16 protein-coding genes are annotated in these 14,810 nt (G+C 71.5%); 11 read left to right on the top strand and 5 right to left on the bottom strand.

Going from position 1 to position 14,810, the window contains the following annotated elements:
• The first annotated feature begins 133 nt into the window (after positions 1–133).
• Together ACZ5OX_RS34765 and ACZ5OX_RS34760 are read left to right on the top strand one after the other, a co-directional pair.
• Positions 134–1,240, top strand: a complete 1,107-nt coding sequence (locus tag ACZ5OX_RS34765; RefSeq protein WP_465635720.1) for a helix-turn-helix domain-containing protein — start codon at positions 134–136, stop codon at positions 1,238–1,240.
• 53 nt (positions 1,241–1,293) lie between these two features.
• Complete coding sequence (locus ACZ5OX_RS34760) at positions 1,294–1,710, top strand: sigma factor-like helix-turn-helix DNA-binding protein (protein ID WP_465635719.1); 417 nt, start codon at positions 1,294–1,296, stop codon at positions 1,708–1,710.
• A 772-nt stretch (positions 1,711–2,482) separates the two neighbouring features.
• Here ACZ5OX_RS34760 and ku read toward each other — a convergent pair.
• On the bottom strand, positions 2,483–3,424 hold the full coding sequence (ku, locus tag ACZ5OX_RS34755; protein WP_465635717.1) for a non-homologous end joining protein Ku: 942 nt from the start codon (positions 3,422–3,424) through the stop codon (positions 2,483–2,485).
• Positions 3,425–3,554: 130 nt separating this feature from the next.
• Here ku and ACZ5OX_RS34750 point away from each other — a divergent pair, with 130 nt between their 5' ends.
• The 3 genes from ACZ5OX_RS34750 to ACZ5OX_RS34740 all read left to right on the top strand — a co-directional run bounded on the left by ACZ5OX_RS34750 (position 3,555) and on the right by ACZ5OX_RS34740 (position 4,583).
• Positions 3,555–3,884, top strand: a complete 330-nt coding sequence (locus tag ACZ5OX_RS34750) for a hypothetical protein (RefSeq protein WP_465635716.1) — start codon at positions 3,555–3,557, stop codon at positions 3,882–3,884.
• Complete coding sequence (locus ACZ5OX_RS34745; RefSeq protein WP_465635714.1) at positions 3,881–4,120, top strand: hypothetical protein; 240 nt, start codon at positions 3,881–3,883, stop codon at positions 4,118–4,120. The genes ACZ5OX_RS34750 and ACZ5OX_RS34745 overlap by 4 nt, the downstream gene beginning before the upstream one ends.
• A gap of 199 nt (positions 4,121–4,319) precedes the next feature.
• Positions 4,320–4,583, top strand: a complete 264-nt coding sequence (locus ACZ5OX_RS34740; RefSeq protein ID WP_465635713.1) for a hypothetical protein — start codon at positions 4,320–4,322, stop codon at positions 4,581–4,583.
• 10 nt (positions 4,584–4,593) lie between these two features.
• Here ACZ5OX_RS34740 and ACZ5OX_RS34735 read toward each other — a convergent pair whose 3' ends face one another.
• Both ACZ5OX_RS34735 and ACZ5OX_RS34730 read right to left on the bottom strand, forming a co-directional pair.
• Positions 4,594–5,922 carry a hypothetical protein gene (locus ACZ5OX_RS34735; RefSeq protein WP_465635711.1) on the bottom strand — a complete coding sequence of 443 codons (1,329 nt, stop codon included), beginning with the start codon at positions 5,920–5,922 and terminating at the stop codon, positions 4,594–4,596.
• Positions 5,923–6,034: 112 nt separating this feature from the next.
• The gene (locus tag ACZ5OX_RS34730) at positions 6,035–6,439 is read right to left on the bottom strand and encodes a DUF6896 domain-containing protein (protein WP_465635710.1); all 405 of its coding nucleotides are present in this window, start codon (positions 6,437–6,439) and stop codon (positions 6,035–6,037) included.
• A 345-nt stretch (positions 6,440–6,784) separates the two neighbouring features.
• On the opposite strand from ACZ5OX_RS34730, the gene ACZ5OX_RS34725 reads away from it, so the two are divergent.
• From ACZ5OX_RS34725 to ACZ5OX_RS34705, 5 genes are all read left to right on the top strand, one after another.
• Complete coding sequence (locus ACZ5OX_RS34725) at positions 6,785–7,897, top strand: hypothetical protein (protein WP_465635709.1); 1,113 nt, start codon at positions 6,785–6,787, stop codon at positions 7,895–7,897.
• A 130-nt stretch (positions 7,898–8,027) separates the two neighbouring features.
• Positions 8,028–8,420, top strand: coding sequence for a hypothetical protein (locus tag ACZ5OX_RS34720; RefSeq protein ID WP_465635708.1), 393 nt, complete (start codon positions 8,028–8,030; stop codon positions 8,418–8,420).
• A gap of 318 nt (positions 8,421–8,738) precedes the next feature.
• Positions 8,739–9,500, top strand: coding sequence for a hypothetical protein (locus ACZ5OX_RS34715; RefSeq protein ID WP_465635707.1), 762 nt, complete (start codon positions 8,739–8,741; stop codon positions 9,498–9,500).
• A gap of 523 nt (positions 9,501–10,023) precedes the next feature.
• Positions 10,024–10,329, top strand: coding sequence for a barstar family protein (locus ACZ5OX_RS34710; RefSeq protein WP_465635705.1), 306 nt, complete (start codon positions 10,024–10,026; stop codon positions 10,327–10,329).
• Between the two features lie 106 nt (positions 10,330–10,435).
• On the top strand, positions 10,436–10,693 hold the full coding sequence (locus ACZ5OX_RS34705) for a hypothetical protein (protein WP_465635704.1): 258 nt from the start codon (positions 10,436–10,438) through the stop codon (positions 10,691–10,693).
• Between the two features lie 148 nt (positions 10,694–10,841).
• Here the strand turns inward: ACZ5OX_RS34705 and ACZ5OX_RS34700 are convergent, their stop codons facing one another.
• Positions 10,842–11,513 (bottom strand): HNH endonuclease family protein, encoded by a 672-nt coding sequence (locus ACZ5OX_RS34700; protein WP_465635702.1) that lies wholly within the window; start codon positions 11,511–11,513, stop codon positions 10,842–10,844.
• Positions 11,514–11,876: 363 nt separating this feature from the next.
• The gene (locus ACZ5OX_RS34695) at positions 11,877–12,191 is read right to left on the bottom strand and encodes a hypothetical protein (protein ID WP_465635701.1); all 315 of its coding nucleotides are present in this window, start codon (positions 12,189–12,191) and stop codon (positions 11,877–11,879) included.
• Between the two features lie 722 nt (positions 12,192–12,913).
• Here ACZ5OX_RS34695 and ACZ5OX_RS34690 point away from each other — a divergent pair.
• Positions 12,914–13,378, top strand: coding sequence for a hypothetical protein (locus tag ACZ5OX_RS34690; RefSeq protein ID WP_465635699.1), 465 nt, complete (start codon positions 12,914–12,916; stop codon positions 13,376–13,378).
• Positions 13,379–14,810: the final 1,432 nt, after the last annotated feature.

The following is a 14,810-nucleotide window of genomic DNA, read 5'->3' as shown; positions in this document are numbered from 1 at the left end:
GACGCCGCTCGCAGCGACGGGTGAGCGAAATGCAATTCGTACGGGCCGCACTGGAATACCGGGCGCCCGCGAACGGAATACCCCCGAACAGGTCACCCGTTTGCGCCATCCCGAACGCTTCGAGGAACTGGACATGACCCATCCGACAGAGCCGCGCGAAGTCTGCGAAAACTGCGGTTCGACCTATACGCCGAGCCCCAGGGGGCGTACGCGCCGCTTCTGCGAGGACAAGTGCCGGGCCGCCTTCAACCGCGCGAAGGACGGGACGAAGGAAGTCCGGGCGGCGGCGGTGGACCCCATGGTGGTGCCGATCGCCACCAGCCTGATGAACCTCACGCGCAAGCTCCGGAACGTGGCGAAATCCGCCGACCACCCCGAACTCGGGGACTACGCCGAACTCACCATCGTCGCCGAGCTCGGCAAGGAGTACAACGCCCTGGTAGGCAGCGTCGTCCTCCAGGCACGCCAGCGCGGCGTCCGCTGGTCGGCCGTCGCAGCGAAGCTCGGGGTGAGCGCCGAGACCGCGCGCACCCGCTGGGAGGAGGAGAAGGTCGCCCGGCTGCTGGAGCGCCGCTGCGAACGCGGCCGCAAGAGCGCACGGCCCCGGGGCTCCGCCCCCCGCGGCCCCCACAACCGGCGCGCCGTAGCCGGCTCCCTCGACGCCCCCGGCCGCCTCGCCAGCGCCCTCTCGCACCTGCTGCGCCTGTCGGGCCGCTCCATGCGCGACGTGGCCGGCGAGGCCGGGGTGTCCGCCTCCTACATCTCCCGCGCCGCCACCGGGGAACGGATGCCGCGCTGGGACGTGGTGGCCTCCATCGCCCGCTCCTGCGGCGCCGACCCGGAGCAACTGCGCGTGCTGTGGGAGCAGGCCAACAGCAAGCCCACCGTCAGGCCCTTCTTCGCGGGCCGGCCGGAGGCCTACGAGAAGGCCCGCTTCGAGCTCGCCTCCGCGATCCACGGACTCCACCTCGCGGCCGGACGCCCCACCCCCCAGCACATCGCCGACCGCTCCGCCCACCCCCTGACCGCAGCCCAGGCCGCCGAGGCTCTGCACCACCCCGAACGCTCGACCTGGCCGGACATCGCCGCCGCCGTCACCGTCCTCAACGGCCCGCCCGAGGTCATCAAGCCCCTGTGGGAATGCCTCCAGCTCGCCGAGAACCCGAAATGGACACCGGAACACCCGCTACCCCCGGCCCCGCGCACCCACATCACCACCCTGCCCGCCGAGTCCTTCTAGACCCGGAACCGAACCGTAGGACCCCGTACCCGCCCGCACCCCGGAGGGAGACCATGCCCGCCACACCCGCCGAACTCGCCCGCGAGAGCGCCGCCCCGGTCGGCCCGCGCGCCCTCTACGACCTCCACCACCGCCACTACCAGCGCTACGCCGACCTCCTCCTCGCCGACGACGACGCCCAGCTCGCGCTGCGCGCCACCCGCGGCTACCTCGCGGACGAGTGGGCGCAGGCGGCCCGGGCCGTCAGCCCGGCCGCCTTCGCGTGGCAGGCCCTGCGCCACCGGGTGTGCCTGCTCGCCGGAGACCGTCCGCTGCGCCCGCTCGCGCACCTCGGCCCCCGGCAGCAGGACCTCGTGCTGCTGCACCACGTTCTGGCGATGGGGCCAGAGGAGATCGCGGAGCTGACGGGTACGGAGGCCGCCGCCGTGCGCGCCGAGATCCTCGCGCTCGCGGTCGCCCGCCAGGGCTGACGGCTGCTCGTCTGCCGCTGGGTCCCCGGGAGGTTCGGTCCCGCGCTGGTGCGGGGCCCTGGCGACGTTGTTTCTTCCTGTCGCTCGCGAGCGGAAAGTTCTGGTTCTTCCTGGCGCGGGGGACACCGCCAGGCGTTGACTTGGCGTCAGCCGCCAGGGGTTGCCGGTCCTGGAGAGCGGGCCACCCCGGCCTCCGCTCTGACGGGTCGCACCCGGTGAGCACCTGATGGTGGATCACGGCTCTCCGGCGCCGGGCCGGCGCATCAGGTGCCCAGCGTCCCGCCTTGCCCAAGTGGAGTGGAACGATCACGTTCGGCTACGCCTGCCAGCTGTCGCCTACCGTGACCGCCCCTCCGTGCGGGCCCCGCATCAACGAAGGAGGTCGCGCGTGCGCGATCGTAGAGGCAACCGGCCCCGCTGGTACAGGACCGAGCAGGTCGGGGCCTGGTGGCACCGAAGCCGCGGGCGCCGCCGTTGGCTGCGACGGCGCTTCATCGGTGGCGTGGTACAGGGAGTCGGCATGCTCCTGGTGAGGCTGCTCGGACACCTGCTGCCCTAGCGGCGGCGGGATCGTCCCCCGGCCGGCCGCTGGAGCTCGCCCGCCTCAGCGGTCCACCGGGGCCGGCCCGACATCGTCCGACGCCACGACGTTTGCCCCCCATCCCCTGGTGCCTGTACCGAAGCGGGCTGGTTGTCACTGAAGGTGTCGGGCGACCTCAGTGAAGCCACGAGGTGAAGCACGATGGTTGTCACCGTTTTGGCGGGCTACCTGTCACCTCAGCCGCGGTGGTCGGGCCGAGGTAGTACGGCTTGTCGTAGGCGGGGGGGTCGACTTCGTACCGCCGGTGGGCAGGGCCTTGCCCGTCGAACTGCGCGGGGCGGCGGTCTTCGTCGACGTGCTCTTGACGGTGCGGGCGGCGGTCTTGGGGTGGCGTTGCTGGGCATCGGCGAGGGCACGTTCGAGGGCGGCCATAAGGTCGACGGCGGTGCCCGCGGCGGGCGGCAGGGCGCCAGCGGGGTGCGGTGGCTCTATGCCGCGCAACTTGGCGGCGACGACCTCCTCCAGAGCCTGGGCGTAGTCGTCGTGCTCGGCCTCCAGGTGCAGATCCTGCGAAATGGCGTCCATCAGGGTCCGGGCCAGCGCGAGCTCCGTCTCCTGCAGTTTGATGCCGTCCGGGGCGATGCCTGCGGGAGATCGGAGTTCATCGGGCCACAGCAGGGTGTGCAGGACCAGGGTGTTCTCGCGCACCCGCAGCACCGCGAGGCTCTCGCGGGTGCGCAGGGCGGTGCGTACGACGGCAACCTGGCCGGCCTCCAGGAGAGCCTGGCGCAGCAGCGCGTACGGGCGCACGGCGGCCGCGGTGGTCGGGCCGAGGTAGTACGGCTTGTCGTAGGCGGTGGGGTCGAGGCGCTCGGCCGGCATGAACCCGAGGACGCGGATCTCACGGGTGGTGGGCAGGGGCAGCTGGTCGAGGTCGTCGGGGGTGAGGACGACGGTGCGCCCGTCGGGGGCCTGGTAGCCGCGGGCCACCTGGTCCGGCGGGACGTCTTGGCCGTCGTGCTCGCAGACGCGGCGCTGGCGGATGCGGCCGCCGTCGGTGGCGTGGACGAGGTGGAGCGGCACGGTGTGCTGCCCGGTGGCGGAGTACAGGGACACCGGGGTCGAGACCAGGCTGAACGTGATCGTCATCCGTGCGATCGCTCTCGCCGCCATCACGGGCCTCTCGGGATCGGCGCCATCGTCCGGCTTCCCCCATCGGGGCCTCTACCCGGCGCGGGGCCTCGACCACCGCGAGGCCGCCCAGCGTTTGAATGGGAACATTCGTTCGATTTATCGTGGAGGGGTGACCAGCGCAGTCCCGTTCTCCCGCTCCCACCCCGGCCACCCGGACCACCAGCCCGGCGACGCCGAGCGGGCACCGCGCGAGCTGATGTCCGGCCCGGGCCGCTGCTGGACCACCGAGCCGCGTTGGCGCTGGGCCGAGATCCGCCTTGGCGGCCGGTGGCGGCCGTGCCGCATCGAAAACTGGCGCCTGCACCAGGGCTCCACCACCTGGGTCGCCCTGATCCGCTGGGGCCCAGATTTCGACGACTGGGGCTGGTACCTCCACCACCCCGACACGATCCGCCGGACCCCGCAGCCCACTGACCCCAACGGCCCGGCGAGCTGGTGAACACCAGCACCGACAGCGAGGGCGCCGCCGCCGACCTCGCTGACGCCCTCGAAGCCTTCGCCCACGCTGCCGCCGTGGCGTCAGCCGGCCGGACGGGCCTGGGACAGCCGGCGCCCGCGCAAAGGGGCGCGCGGGCCGCGCTCCTGGGCCACGTCGCTCACCTGGAGAGCACCGCCCACGCGTTTCTCTCGGCGGTGGACGCCGATCCGGTGTCCGCGCACGAGGAGTTCAGTTAGAGAGGATGGCTCGAACCTGTCATTACCTGCACTACAAGGTTCGCTGGCCGCCGGCAGAGTGGCAGGGTGCAGGGGACTGTGGAGCGGGCCATGCCGTCATGTGTCGACTGGCCTCGTCGAAGGGTGGGGTATGAGCCGGGGTGCTGGACAGCAGGAGATCGAGCGGGAGCTTCGCCGAAGGGCGATCGGCGGGGCGTCCATGCTGGAGATGCTCACCTGGCTGAAGGGCGACCTGGAGGCTCGGATCAGCGATCCGGTTGACCGCGCCGGCGCGATCGCTTTCTGCATGATCGCGACGTTCACATCAGTCTTCGACCTCGAGCTCACCCCCGGACGGTTCATCGCAAGCTGGGAGCGGTTCGGAGGGCACCTGAACGATGAGGAACTCGTGGCCAGACTGGGCTCGCTGACCGTGGCACCGGACGAGGAACCCCGCCCCGTGCCGGCGGCTGGCGCTCGGTGAGGGCGTGGGATCAGTGGTTGCGGAATGATTCCCAGGGGTCGGGGAGGGGAGCGCTGGGGTCCTCGCCTTCGGTGGACAGCCCGACGTAGGCGCGTAGGGCGGGGCGGGTACCGGGGAGGCCGTACCGGGTGAACCGTTCGTGGAGGTCGGAGCCGAACGGCCAGGACTGGAAGTCCGCGGCGGTCAGCAGCTCGGCCAGGACGCTCAGCAGTTCTCGGCGCCCGGGGGAGAGTCCGGCGAACAGCGGCGCGGTGTCCGCGGGTTCGAACAGGGCCTCCAGTAGATCCCCGGCGCGGACCGCCAGCGGGCGGGGCACGACTTCGGTCTCCTCGATACGGGGCAGAGCGCGGACGATCTCCAGAAGGACCCCGTCCGGATCCTCGGCGGCGCCCATCAGGCACATCAGGCTGCGGACGGTGTAGCTGTGCAGGTCGCCCGAATGGTGGGCGGTGGCGGGCGCAGGGGCCGGTCCGGCGCCGAAGGCGGCCAGCTCTGCTGCGATGCGCTCCGCCGACGGCAGGCCGGGCGCGGCGGTCGGGCGCGCGGCCAGGAGTCGGGCCAGGGCGGTGGCGGCGGCCCACCGCAGCAGGGGGTGCCCGTGGTCGAGGTGACGTCGGAGCCGGCCGTCCGGGTCGTGGTCGGCGAGCAGCCCGACCGCGACGAGGACCGTGGCGGCGCATGCCGGGTTCCGCTCGCTGTCGAGGCAGGCCAGCAACGGGGGCAGGGTGGTGTCGGCCTCCTCGGGGAACCAGCCGAGGAGGTACGCGGTCTTGGTGCGGATCTCCGTGTCCGGGTCGCCAAGCAGTTCGAGCAGAGCGGGGAGCTGCGCGCGGACCGCGTCGTAGGAACGCAGTGCGCCCTCGCGGGCGCCGACGGGGTGCCCCGCCGCGCAGTACGCCCGTCCCTCGCGCAGGTTCTTCAGCCGTTCCTCGTCGGTCTCGGCGGCGATCTGCTCGTCGTACCACCGCAGATTCTCTTCGGGGCTGATGGCCGCGGCGCGCCACGCGGCGGTGTCGATGCCGAGCGGGAGGTCGTACTCGTCGTGCCAGTCGACGGCCAGACGGGTCAGCAGTAGCAGGGCGTCGGCTCGGGTGCCGGCCGGGCCTGCGACGGCGATCCGGGTGAGGAACGGCACGGCGTACGGAGAGGCCGAGTACCGGCTGCCCTGATGGAAGATGTTGCTGAACAGGCTGCGGAAGGCGCTCTCCCGGGCCTCCTCGTCGGGCCCGCACACCGCCCGGAGTTGGCCGGGTACGTCCTTGGCGCTCCCGTAGGCATGTCCCAAGGCCGCCCAGTCGATGTCGTCCAGTCCTGCCAGGAGATCGTCGGATCGTTTCATGATCCGTACGCTCTCAGGCGCCGCTGACACCGTACCTGAGCGTGTCCACACCCGCAGCCAGCGCTCGCCCTGTCCCAGCACCGTCCCAGCACGCCTAGCTATAGTGAAGCGATCATTTGGCTACGCGGAACCACCCCGGCCGCACCTCGGCCAGAAGCGGTTGCAGCGACCGCACCGCTGTTTGCAGGTCCTCATCCGTGACGTCAAGAGGTTCCGGAAGGCTCCGCCCGTACTGGTGCAGCCGCCAGAGGTCGAAGATCTCGCTCCCGTCAGCTGCGAAGTCCACATCAACCTCGGTGCCGTTGTCGCTCACGAATCGACACCCGGCCCCATGGACCATGTACGCGTACGTGCCGACGTGCCCGCTCCGGCTGATGATCCGGCGCGAACGGACCAGGTCGAGGACATCTGCGAGTCGCTCAAGCGAGGGGATCGCCGCCCTCATGGCCTCGCCAACCGCGTTCAGAGCGTGGACGTAACCAAGCACGAGTTCCCGTGCAGCCCCAACCCGCTCCATACGGCGCCAACCCCCCTGAGCCCGTGACTAAAGGGATTGTTCCACGGGCCGCCAGCGTCTCCGCAGAACGACATTCTGAAACGATCAGTTAGCGAGAATGTCACGCCGTCCCCGAGCCGTGGATGCCCGGGCCGTCGCACCGTTCCTCGACGGCCCCGACACCGTCGTCGCCGAGGAGGCGCTGTGCGCGACCTCCAGATCACCCGCCGCGCCGACCAGCCGCTCACCCCCGCCGCGCCGCCCACACCGACCACCGAGCCGTGGATGCGCTGACCGCCCGCCAGGCCGCCACCACCTGGTGGCGGCCGCCGTTGAACCGCACAGCCGAGAAGGGGAGGCACCAACATGCCGGAATCCGTGAAGCCGGTCCCGTCCTACACCTGGTGGGGCGAGGTACCCGACCACCTGCGCACCAGGACCCAGCTCGCCGCGCTGGACCTGCCGCGCCAGTCGGCCGGCCCGGTCCGCGCCACCATCGAGACCCGCAACCCCGGCACCGGACGGAAGGACGAATTCGACCTGTACGACGTGCGCGAGTCCGTCCCGACCGCGGCCACCGCCGCGCAGCTCCTCGCGGCCGGTACGCGCCGCACCACCAACACCCGTACCTGCGAGGACTGCGGCGCCCACCCCGAGACGCCGTGCACCTCGGCGGCCGACGGCCGGGCCCTGTGCGGCGCCTGCGCCCACATCACCCGCCTGCGCACCCGCCAGGCCGAGATCCGCGCCGCGGCCCAGGACGTCGCCGAGACCGCCGCCCGCCTCCTGGCCGACGAGCACCTGGCCGTTCTTCAGATCGACTACACCCCCGGCGAGCCCACCGCCGCCGGAACGCCCCGGCCGCCGGCCGCCGCCCGCCTCACCGCCATCGACCGCACCGGCGCCACCCTCTACGACCGCACCGTGCGCCTGACCGGCCCCCGCACCCCCGGGGCCCCCGACCACGCCATCGACCCCGCCCCCGCCCTGGCCGACCTCACCAACGTTCTTGCCGAGCGCACCGTCGTCCTGTGGACCCCCATCGACCTCGACCCCCTCTACGACGCCCTGCGCCGCCTCAAGCTCAACACCGCCCTGCTGCCCGAAGGCCGCGTCAACAGCCTGTACTCGGCCGCCACCCAGTGGCGCGCCGACCTCGACCCGCGCACCGGCGACCTTCGCCGACCCACCCCGCCCGGCACCGCCGACCGCCTCCTCCTCCTGCTCCGGAAGATGTCCGCCGACGCCCTGCGCCTCGACCCGACTGACGAGTACGACGACCCCGACCGGAAGCTGTGGAACTACCAGCTCACGGCCAGGCGGGTGGACCCGGCGCACCCCGGGGTCTCCGTGATCGTCACGCACGCCTGTGCCACCTCGGTGGAGGACGCGGTGCGCCTGACCAGGAAGAAGCACGACGGCCACCTCTACGGCGACGGTCTGTACCGGATCGTGCGCGTTGAGGAGGAACGGCCGTGACCAGAATGCGCCGCAGCCAGTTCTGACCGGCCCTTCCGCAGCGCGCCCCGGCCGGTGACCTCTGGCTGAGGGCGCGCGGCTCCGTCGTCGGCACCGCTGTCCACAGCCGACCTCGGCCAGGGTGGCCGCCATGACGACGAAGAAGACCGCAGCGCCCTGCCAGGCCCACGGCGCCTACGGCCGGGGCAACTGCCCGGTGGCAGAGCTGCGCACCGTTCAGACACGGCTCCTGGCGCTCCTGGAGCGGTACGCCGACGGCCCGCTGAGCATGGACTACCGGTTCAGCCCGGACGAGACCACCCAGCGGGCGGTCCGCCTGCTCGCGGCCCTCCTGAACGTGTCCCCCAGAGCCGTACGCCGCCACGCCTGCGGCTCCCCCTGGCCCGCCGGCCGCAGGCTGCGCCAGGCGGTGAACTACCGGACGGAGGAGGAGTTCTGTCCTGCGCGCCTGGCGAAGCAGGCCCGCGCGGAGGCGGCGGATGCCCGGCGCCGGGCCGCGCGTGCGAGCCACGGGGAGAAGTAGCTCATCCTCCGCCGCAGGTGTGACCTGTTGGTTGTTGTGGCGGGTCGGTGATTCGTTGGGTCGGGGTGTTCCCGGGCTGGGGGTTCATGGGTTGGTTGAGAAGGGCTAGGCCGTGGTGGGGTCTCGTTCGGGACGGGGGCCGGTTTTCGGGGGGTGTTGCTGGCTGGGTCTCGGTGTGGTTCGACCTGCGCGTTTTGGTTGAGAAATTTCGGGTTGCGTGAGATGCACTGGGGTTTTCCGCAGTCTGGATGAGAGCCCTGTATGTGCCGGGTTGGCCCGACCCGGACCGTGTCGGTGGTGGGTCGTAGGGTGCGACGGGTGACGACATCCGATTCGTATTCCGGTCCGCCCGTGCCCGGTGTTCTGCCGGATCCGTGGGTGGTGGTGAGGGGGACCGACTGGCTGTCCCTGGACACCGGGTTCGGGCCGAACGCGGAGGTGCCCAGGGTGCTGGCGCGGCTGCTCGTCGACGACCTGACCGGAGAGGAGGCCAGGCGGGTTCTCGGTGATCTCGGGCTACGGCATCAGAACACGATCTACGAGGCGACCGTGCCGGCGGCGTTGTGCGTCGCCGCTGTCCTGGCGCGCCGTGCGGACCGGTGTCCGGGGGCGGCGGACGGGGTGTGCATTGTGCTGCTGGAGTGGCTGGCAGGCGTCGCTCACGACTTCGACGACGCCTGCCCGCCGGGCTGCCAGCGGTACTTCGACGACGTCTTCGTGGACGGCTTCACCCCGGTGATGGCCGCCGCGCGCGCCCTGAGGCCGGTGCTGTACCTGGCTGTCGCCCCGTTTCTCGACGATGTCGACGTTGGCGTGCAGGATTCCGCGCTGTGTGCCGCCCTGGTGTTCGCCGAACACCCCGACCTGGCCGGGCAGCGTGAGGGCCTGGCCGTGCGCGCCCGCCGCCTCCTGCTCACCTGCGACATCCGGTGGCAGCGCCGTCAGGCTCTCGATGCTCTGACCGCGTGGGGCCACGACATCACCGGCCTCACCCGGCCCGGCGACGAGGACCGCGGCCCGTATGTCACCGGTCCGGCTTGGCCTCTCGGCGACGGGTACTCCGACGACCTGCCCTTCTGACCGTCCCGACGGGGAAGAGGGCCCGCCGCTGGGGACGGTCTGAAAGATCTGCGAGACGTACTGGCGGCCCCCGCTACACCAAGGCACCTCAGCTCGACACCGCCGGCGCGTGGGTGCCTGCCGTCCTTGCCGGGGGCGCCTCGTCGCCGTTGTCCGGCCCCGCGTGTGCGGCCGGTGGGCCGGTTCTGCTGGCGGGCTCTGCTGCACGGGAGTCGGGTGTAGCGGTCACAGTGGCCGGTGCCAGTTGCGTAGGTGTGCGGGGGTCTGGCGTAGGCGCTGTCGCTGCTGGGTGGCCGTCAGGCCGCCCTGGTGGCTGCCCGTGGAGGACGTCCGGGAGCCCTGGGGGAGGCCGTGTGGGGTCGTCGCGCCTGCTGTCGCGTTGGGCTGTCGTGTGGGGTGGTGTCGTGTGGTGTGACGTGGGCGGATACCCGGTTTCTCCTGTGTGTGGTCTGGGCTGCCCTTTGGCCTCAGTTGATCCAGGCTGCGTCTCTTTGACCGGTGGTTGGCTCGCTACGCTGCTGGGATGAGTGCCAGCGAGCTGGTCGTTGACCTTCGTGGTCGGCAGATCGAGACACTGAACGACTTCTGGGACGCGGTGAGCGAGCCTTGCGGGCTGCCAAAGTGGTTCGGCCGGAACCTGGATGCGTGGTCGGACACGATCGAGACCCGGGGTGTCTCCGAGGTGATCGACAGCCACGACATCCTTGTCGTGCACGTCGACCAGCGGGGTCTCTCCGAAGGGCACCAAAGGGAGGCCGACGCCCTGGCCAGCACCTTCGACGGAGAGCAGAACCGGCTCATCGTTCACGGACCGGATCGGCCTGCATAAACGACTCGATCCGGTCTGCTGCGTCCCCTTGGTCTCTTGCCACTGCGCCCCGGTCCGCCCGGCTCGGCCGCCCGTCCAGGCTGTCCCCGCCGGTGGCGGTGCCGTCATGCTCTGCCACGGCCACCCCTGGCCCAGCCCCACGCTGCGCCTGGAGGTCACCGGCCGGCGGTGGTCCGGGCTCGGCGACGGTTGGGGACAGCTGACCGGCCGCCAGGTCGAGGTCCGCTCGTCCGGCCGGGGCGCGGCGTACCGTCCGCGGACCGCCCGGTTGTGGCTCCCCGACGAGAACGGTGCCGTCGCCCCTGCACTCCCGGGTGCCGTCACCGGCTCCCAGCGGCCAGGGGCTGTCGCCGCGCTGGCGTAGCCGAGGGTGCGCCGCGCCATCGCGCACCCGCACGCTGGGACACAGGCCGGCCCGCTGCCCGAACCCCCGATCGGGCACGGGCCGACCTGTCCCTGCGCTCACAGGTGCCGGGGCCCGCTGGAGGCTGGGCGGCATGGCGACCGAGGGACTATGCGCAGGTGTCGAGCATCTCGACCAGCGCAGCCTTCTCGGTGTCGGTGACGTTCAGGCCGTAGTCGTGCTTGATGGACGTCCAGGCGCGGGAGTAGGTGCACCAAAAGTCGCTCGCCGGCGGCCGCCACTGATCCGGCCCCTTGTCTGCCTTCGACCTATTCGAGGCGGCGGACACGGCCACCAGCTGAGAGCGACGGGTGTCGTTCGCGAACTGCTCGCGGGTGGCCTTCGTCCAGGTATCGGCACCGCTGCGCCAGGCGTTCGCCAGCGGGACGACGTGGTCGATGTCGAGGGACTTCGCGTCGGTGAACACCTTGTGGTCGTACGGGCTCTCCCACGTCCCGGACAGCGCGCGGCACTGGTCGTCCTGGGCGACGTCCTGTCCGTCCCGGGCAAGGACGACCTCGCGGGTGTCACAGGTGCCGTACTGGATTTTCCAGTGGGGGAACTCGGCCCGGCTGTACCCGGCCATGCTGTGCGGCGCCGTGACCGGCAGGTCGTTCAGTTCGGCCCGGATGATGTCGAGCGGCGGCGGGTCGGGAAGAGCACGGTGCGCGGCGGCGGTTGGGACGGGAGCGTGGGCGTAGGCGGGCGCCGCGGCCGGCAGGAACACCAGGGCGGGTGCGGCGAGGAACGTGGCGACGTGGCGCCACCTAAAACTGATCACGGTCCACGGCTACCGGTTCCGTCCCGTCACCGGCGGCAAAGTCACTCCGAGGCGGCGAGTCTCCGGCACACCGTTGACCACCGCTCCCGCGACTGCTTCCGGAGGTAGATCGCACAACCGCCTCGCCGGGGTTCTGCACTTGCCTCCACCGCTGATCGACGAGTACCAGGCGGTCCGTGACCGTACCGGTGTCGCTGGCCTTCGGTGGTGTGCCAGGACCCCGGGCGCGCCCTGCGTCTGCGCGGCGTACGCGGCCCCGTGCATGCTGGCCTCGACGTAGGCGCTGATCCGTGGAGACTGCGGCTACCTGCCATCTGCCATCGAGACCGCCGGCACCGTCCGGCCCCACCATGCCAGGGGCCTCTACGCTGTCGCCTGGTCCTCGGCCGGGTCGTCGATGTGCTGGAGCCGGCTTCGGGCGGTGACGCGGTCCTCGCCGGAGAGCGTGGACCAGTACTCGTCGGCCCACACCTCGTGGGCGGCCTGCCGCTCGGCTTCCTCCAGCCGGGCCGACTCGGCCAGTTGCTCCTCGGCGAGACCCTCCCGGGCCACCTCCAGGTCACCGCTCCAGGACCCGAGCGCAGCCAGGTAGGCGCGGCGCTCGGCCTGCACGGCCACCAGCGCCCGCTGCGCCTCGATCAGACGGTCGGGGTACTCGAAGGTCTTCTGCTTGCCCACCGCGCAATCGTACGTGCGACCCATTCCCGCTGGGCTGCGCCTCTCCGCCCCTCCGGGGGTGTGACCTGTTGGTGGGTGGAGGCGTGTTTTGGCCTCGTAGGCGGGGTTGTCTGGACCTTTGGTTGTATCTGTCTGGGGGTGCGCGGGGTTGGTGTCGCCCGTGAGTCGGTGACTGTGTGTGGTGGCGTGGTGGGTCGGGGGTCGGGTTGGGCTGCTCGGGGGCCGGTGGGGTGTTGTGGGCCTGCATTCGGGGCTGAATTCCGCCCGGTATTCCGCCTGGTTGTTTTGGTGGATTGGCTGTCGGGTGGTGGTGTGAATTCGGATCGGATTTGCGGGGTGGGGGTGGTGGCGGGGGTTGGTGTTCGGTTTGGTGGTGCCGGGCTGGGCCGTGGGCGATGGTCGTCGATGTCCGTCCGCTGTCCAGTCCGTGCTGTCGTCCTGGTGCCCCTGTCCTGGCCTGCCGTCCGGCCGTTGCGCTCTGGCCCGGCCCGCCTGCTGCGCCCGCCGTCGGCTCGGTTTCCGGGTCTTGCCGCCGTCCGGGAGAGGTTCCCGCTACGGGCAGGTCGCTGTGTTCCGCTGACTTCCTGCGGCCGGTCCTGGCGTGCTGGGAGGGTGTGGTGGTGAAGAGTGTGCGTGGGATGGGTCCGGATCGTGTCTGTGTGCTTCCTGGCCGCCCGGATTGGATTCGGGATGTCGCCTACCTCGGTGATGAGGTGCTGGGGATGCTCGCTACGGCCGTGGAGGCGAACGCGTACCGGGATGACGGCCGCTACCTGCTGTCCGCCGACACCTACCGGACGGCGGGCCTGGTCGTCGAGACCTTGGCCGGGTCCGTTCCCGAGGGCGGCCGTGCGGGTCAGGTGGTGCTGTACACGTTGGCGGCCTGGAAGCTGGAGGCCCTGTGGGACGTGCTGCTGGTGCTGCGCCGCACGGTGGCCGGTGAGCCGGACACGGACGTGGTGCGCGGGCTCCTGGAGCTCCTGGGCACCGACCTGGTCACGCCGGCCCGCACGGTGGAGCAGGTCGCTGCCGACCTGGAAAAGGTGGTGGCGGTGCTGATGCTCGACCTGCCGGCGGTCGCGGTGGTGGCCACAGCCGTGGTCCTGGGCGAAGAACGGGGCGAAGCCGTCATCGACGCCTACCACCAGCTGACGGCCGCGTGGACGGAGGCCGGAGTCCGGCACTGACCTACCAGCGGCCGGTGCTTGGGGGCCTGGTGGCGGGTGCACACCGGGCGGTGTTGCGGGTCTGACCAGGCGTTATGTGGCGGGGCGCGGGGCGGGCGGGTGTGTTGCGGTGCCGTGTTGCACCCGCTGCCCGGTTGGCCGGCCTCGGCGCTTCCCGCTGCCCGCGCTGCCCGGGTGCCGCGCCACGCTACTGCGCCCTGGTCGCCGTTCAGGCCGCCAGGCCCTCCCGCTGCGCCCGGTGGGCCGCCGTCCAGGCCCGTGCCCCCTTGGAGGCCCTGCTGGCCGGTCTTGGCCGCCGTCCTGGCCGTCCTGGTCCCTGGCCGTCCCGGCCGCCTCCGGGCGCGCCCTGCCCGCCACCCGCGCTGCTGCGCCCTGGTCGCCGTTCAGGCCCCGCCCGTCCTGGCCCCGGTGTTCGGTTTGGTGGTGCTGCTGTGGGAATTGCTCTGTTGGCGCCGTGCGGGGATTTTCCGGGCGTCCTGGATTGGCGGTCGTGGTGTCGGTGGCGAGGGCCGTAGGCCCCTTTCTGGCGTGCCTGAATGGGATTTCTGGTCGCTGCGCCGCATGGGGCTTTTGAATTGCGACCTGAAAGGGCAGTGGAAGGGAATTCGTATTCCGGCTGAGAGTGTCGCCGGATAGGGCCGGGACGGACGGTTGCCGCGAGGTTGTGTGTTCGCATTCTGCGCCCGTTAGCGGGCCGTTAGGATAGAGCTGTACAACACCCCAGGAAGTATCGCCGGAATCGCTCCGTGGGCCGGGTCAAGATTCCCGGTTGAGGGCCTGTCAGGGGCCGCCGTCCGGGCCACTCGTGAGGGCTCGACACAGGGGCGGTGGAGCCCCGGGCCCGGACCGGCGCCCCGGGGTGTCTCCCGAGGGCCGCAGGCCCCGCTCCGAGGGCGGTGGATGGGCCGACAGCCCAGCAAACGCAAGGCGGGACCGGCCATCGGCCGGGACCGAGGGAGGGCCCAGGGGGTGGGGTTGTGACTGATACCGGAAGTTCGCGGCACATCGTCAACGCCGAGGGCCGCAGGCCCCGGCCGGCACCCCGCCCGATGGAGGGATGGGGCTACTACCGGAATTTCGCGTCACATCGTCAACGCGAACCCCCGGGCGCAGCCCGGGAAAAGCTGCCAGCAAATAGGGAGAAGGGCCGCTAACCGAAGTCTGCGTCACATCGTCAACGCCCATCATGACGGGCCGTAGGCCCGTGCCCGACACCCCGTCACGTGAAGCCCCGCCAGGGGCTGCAGTCTACCCACTAATTCGCCGCAGGCGAATACCCCCGCCACCCACTGCCCGGCGCAGCCGGGCTCCGAGGCGCAGCCTCGGGCAACCACCCACGGTGACGCCGCCAGGCGGCACCCCCGCACCTGGCGGTGCGTCAGCACCGCCGCAGGGCCGCCAGGCCCTGCTTAAGCCGCAGGCTTCCGCTCCC

The sequence above is a fragment of the Kitasatospora sp. NPDC032121 genome, from assembly GCF_055580145.1.
This window is presented reverse-complemented; position numbering and strand designations above follow the sequence as displayed.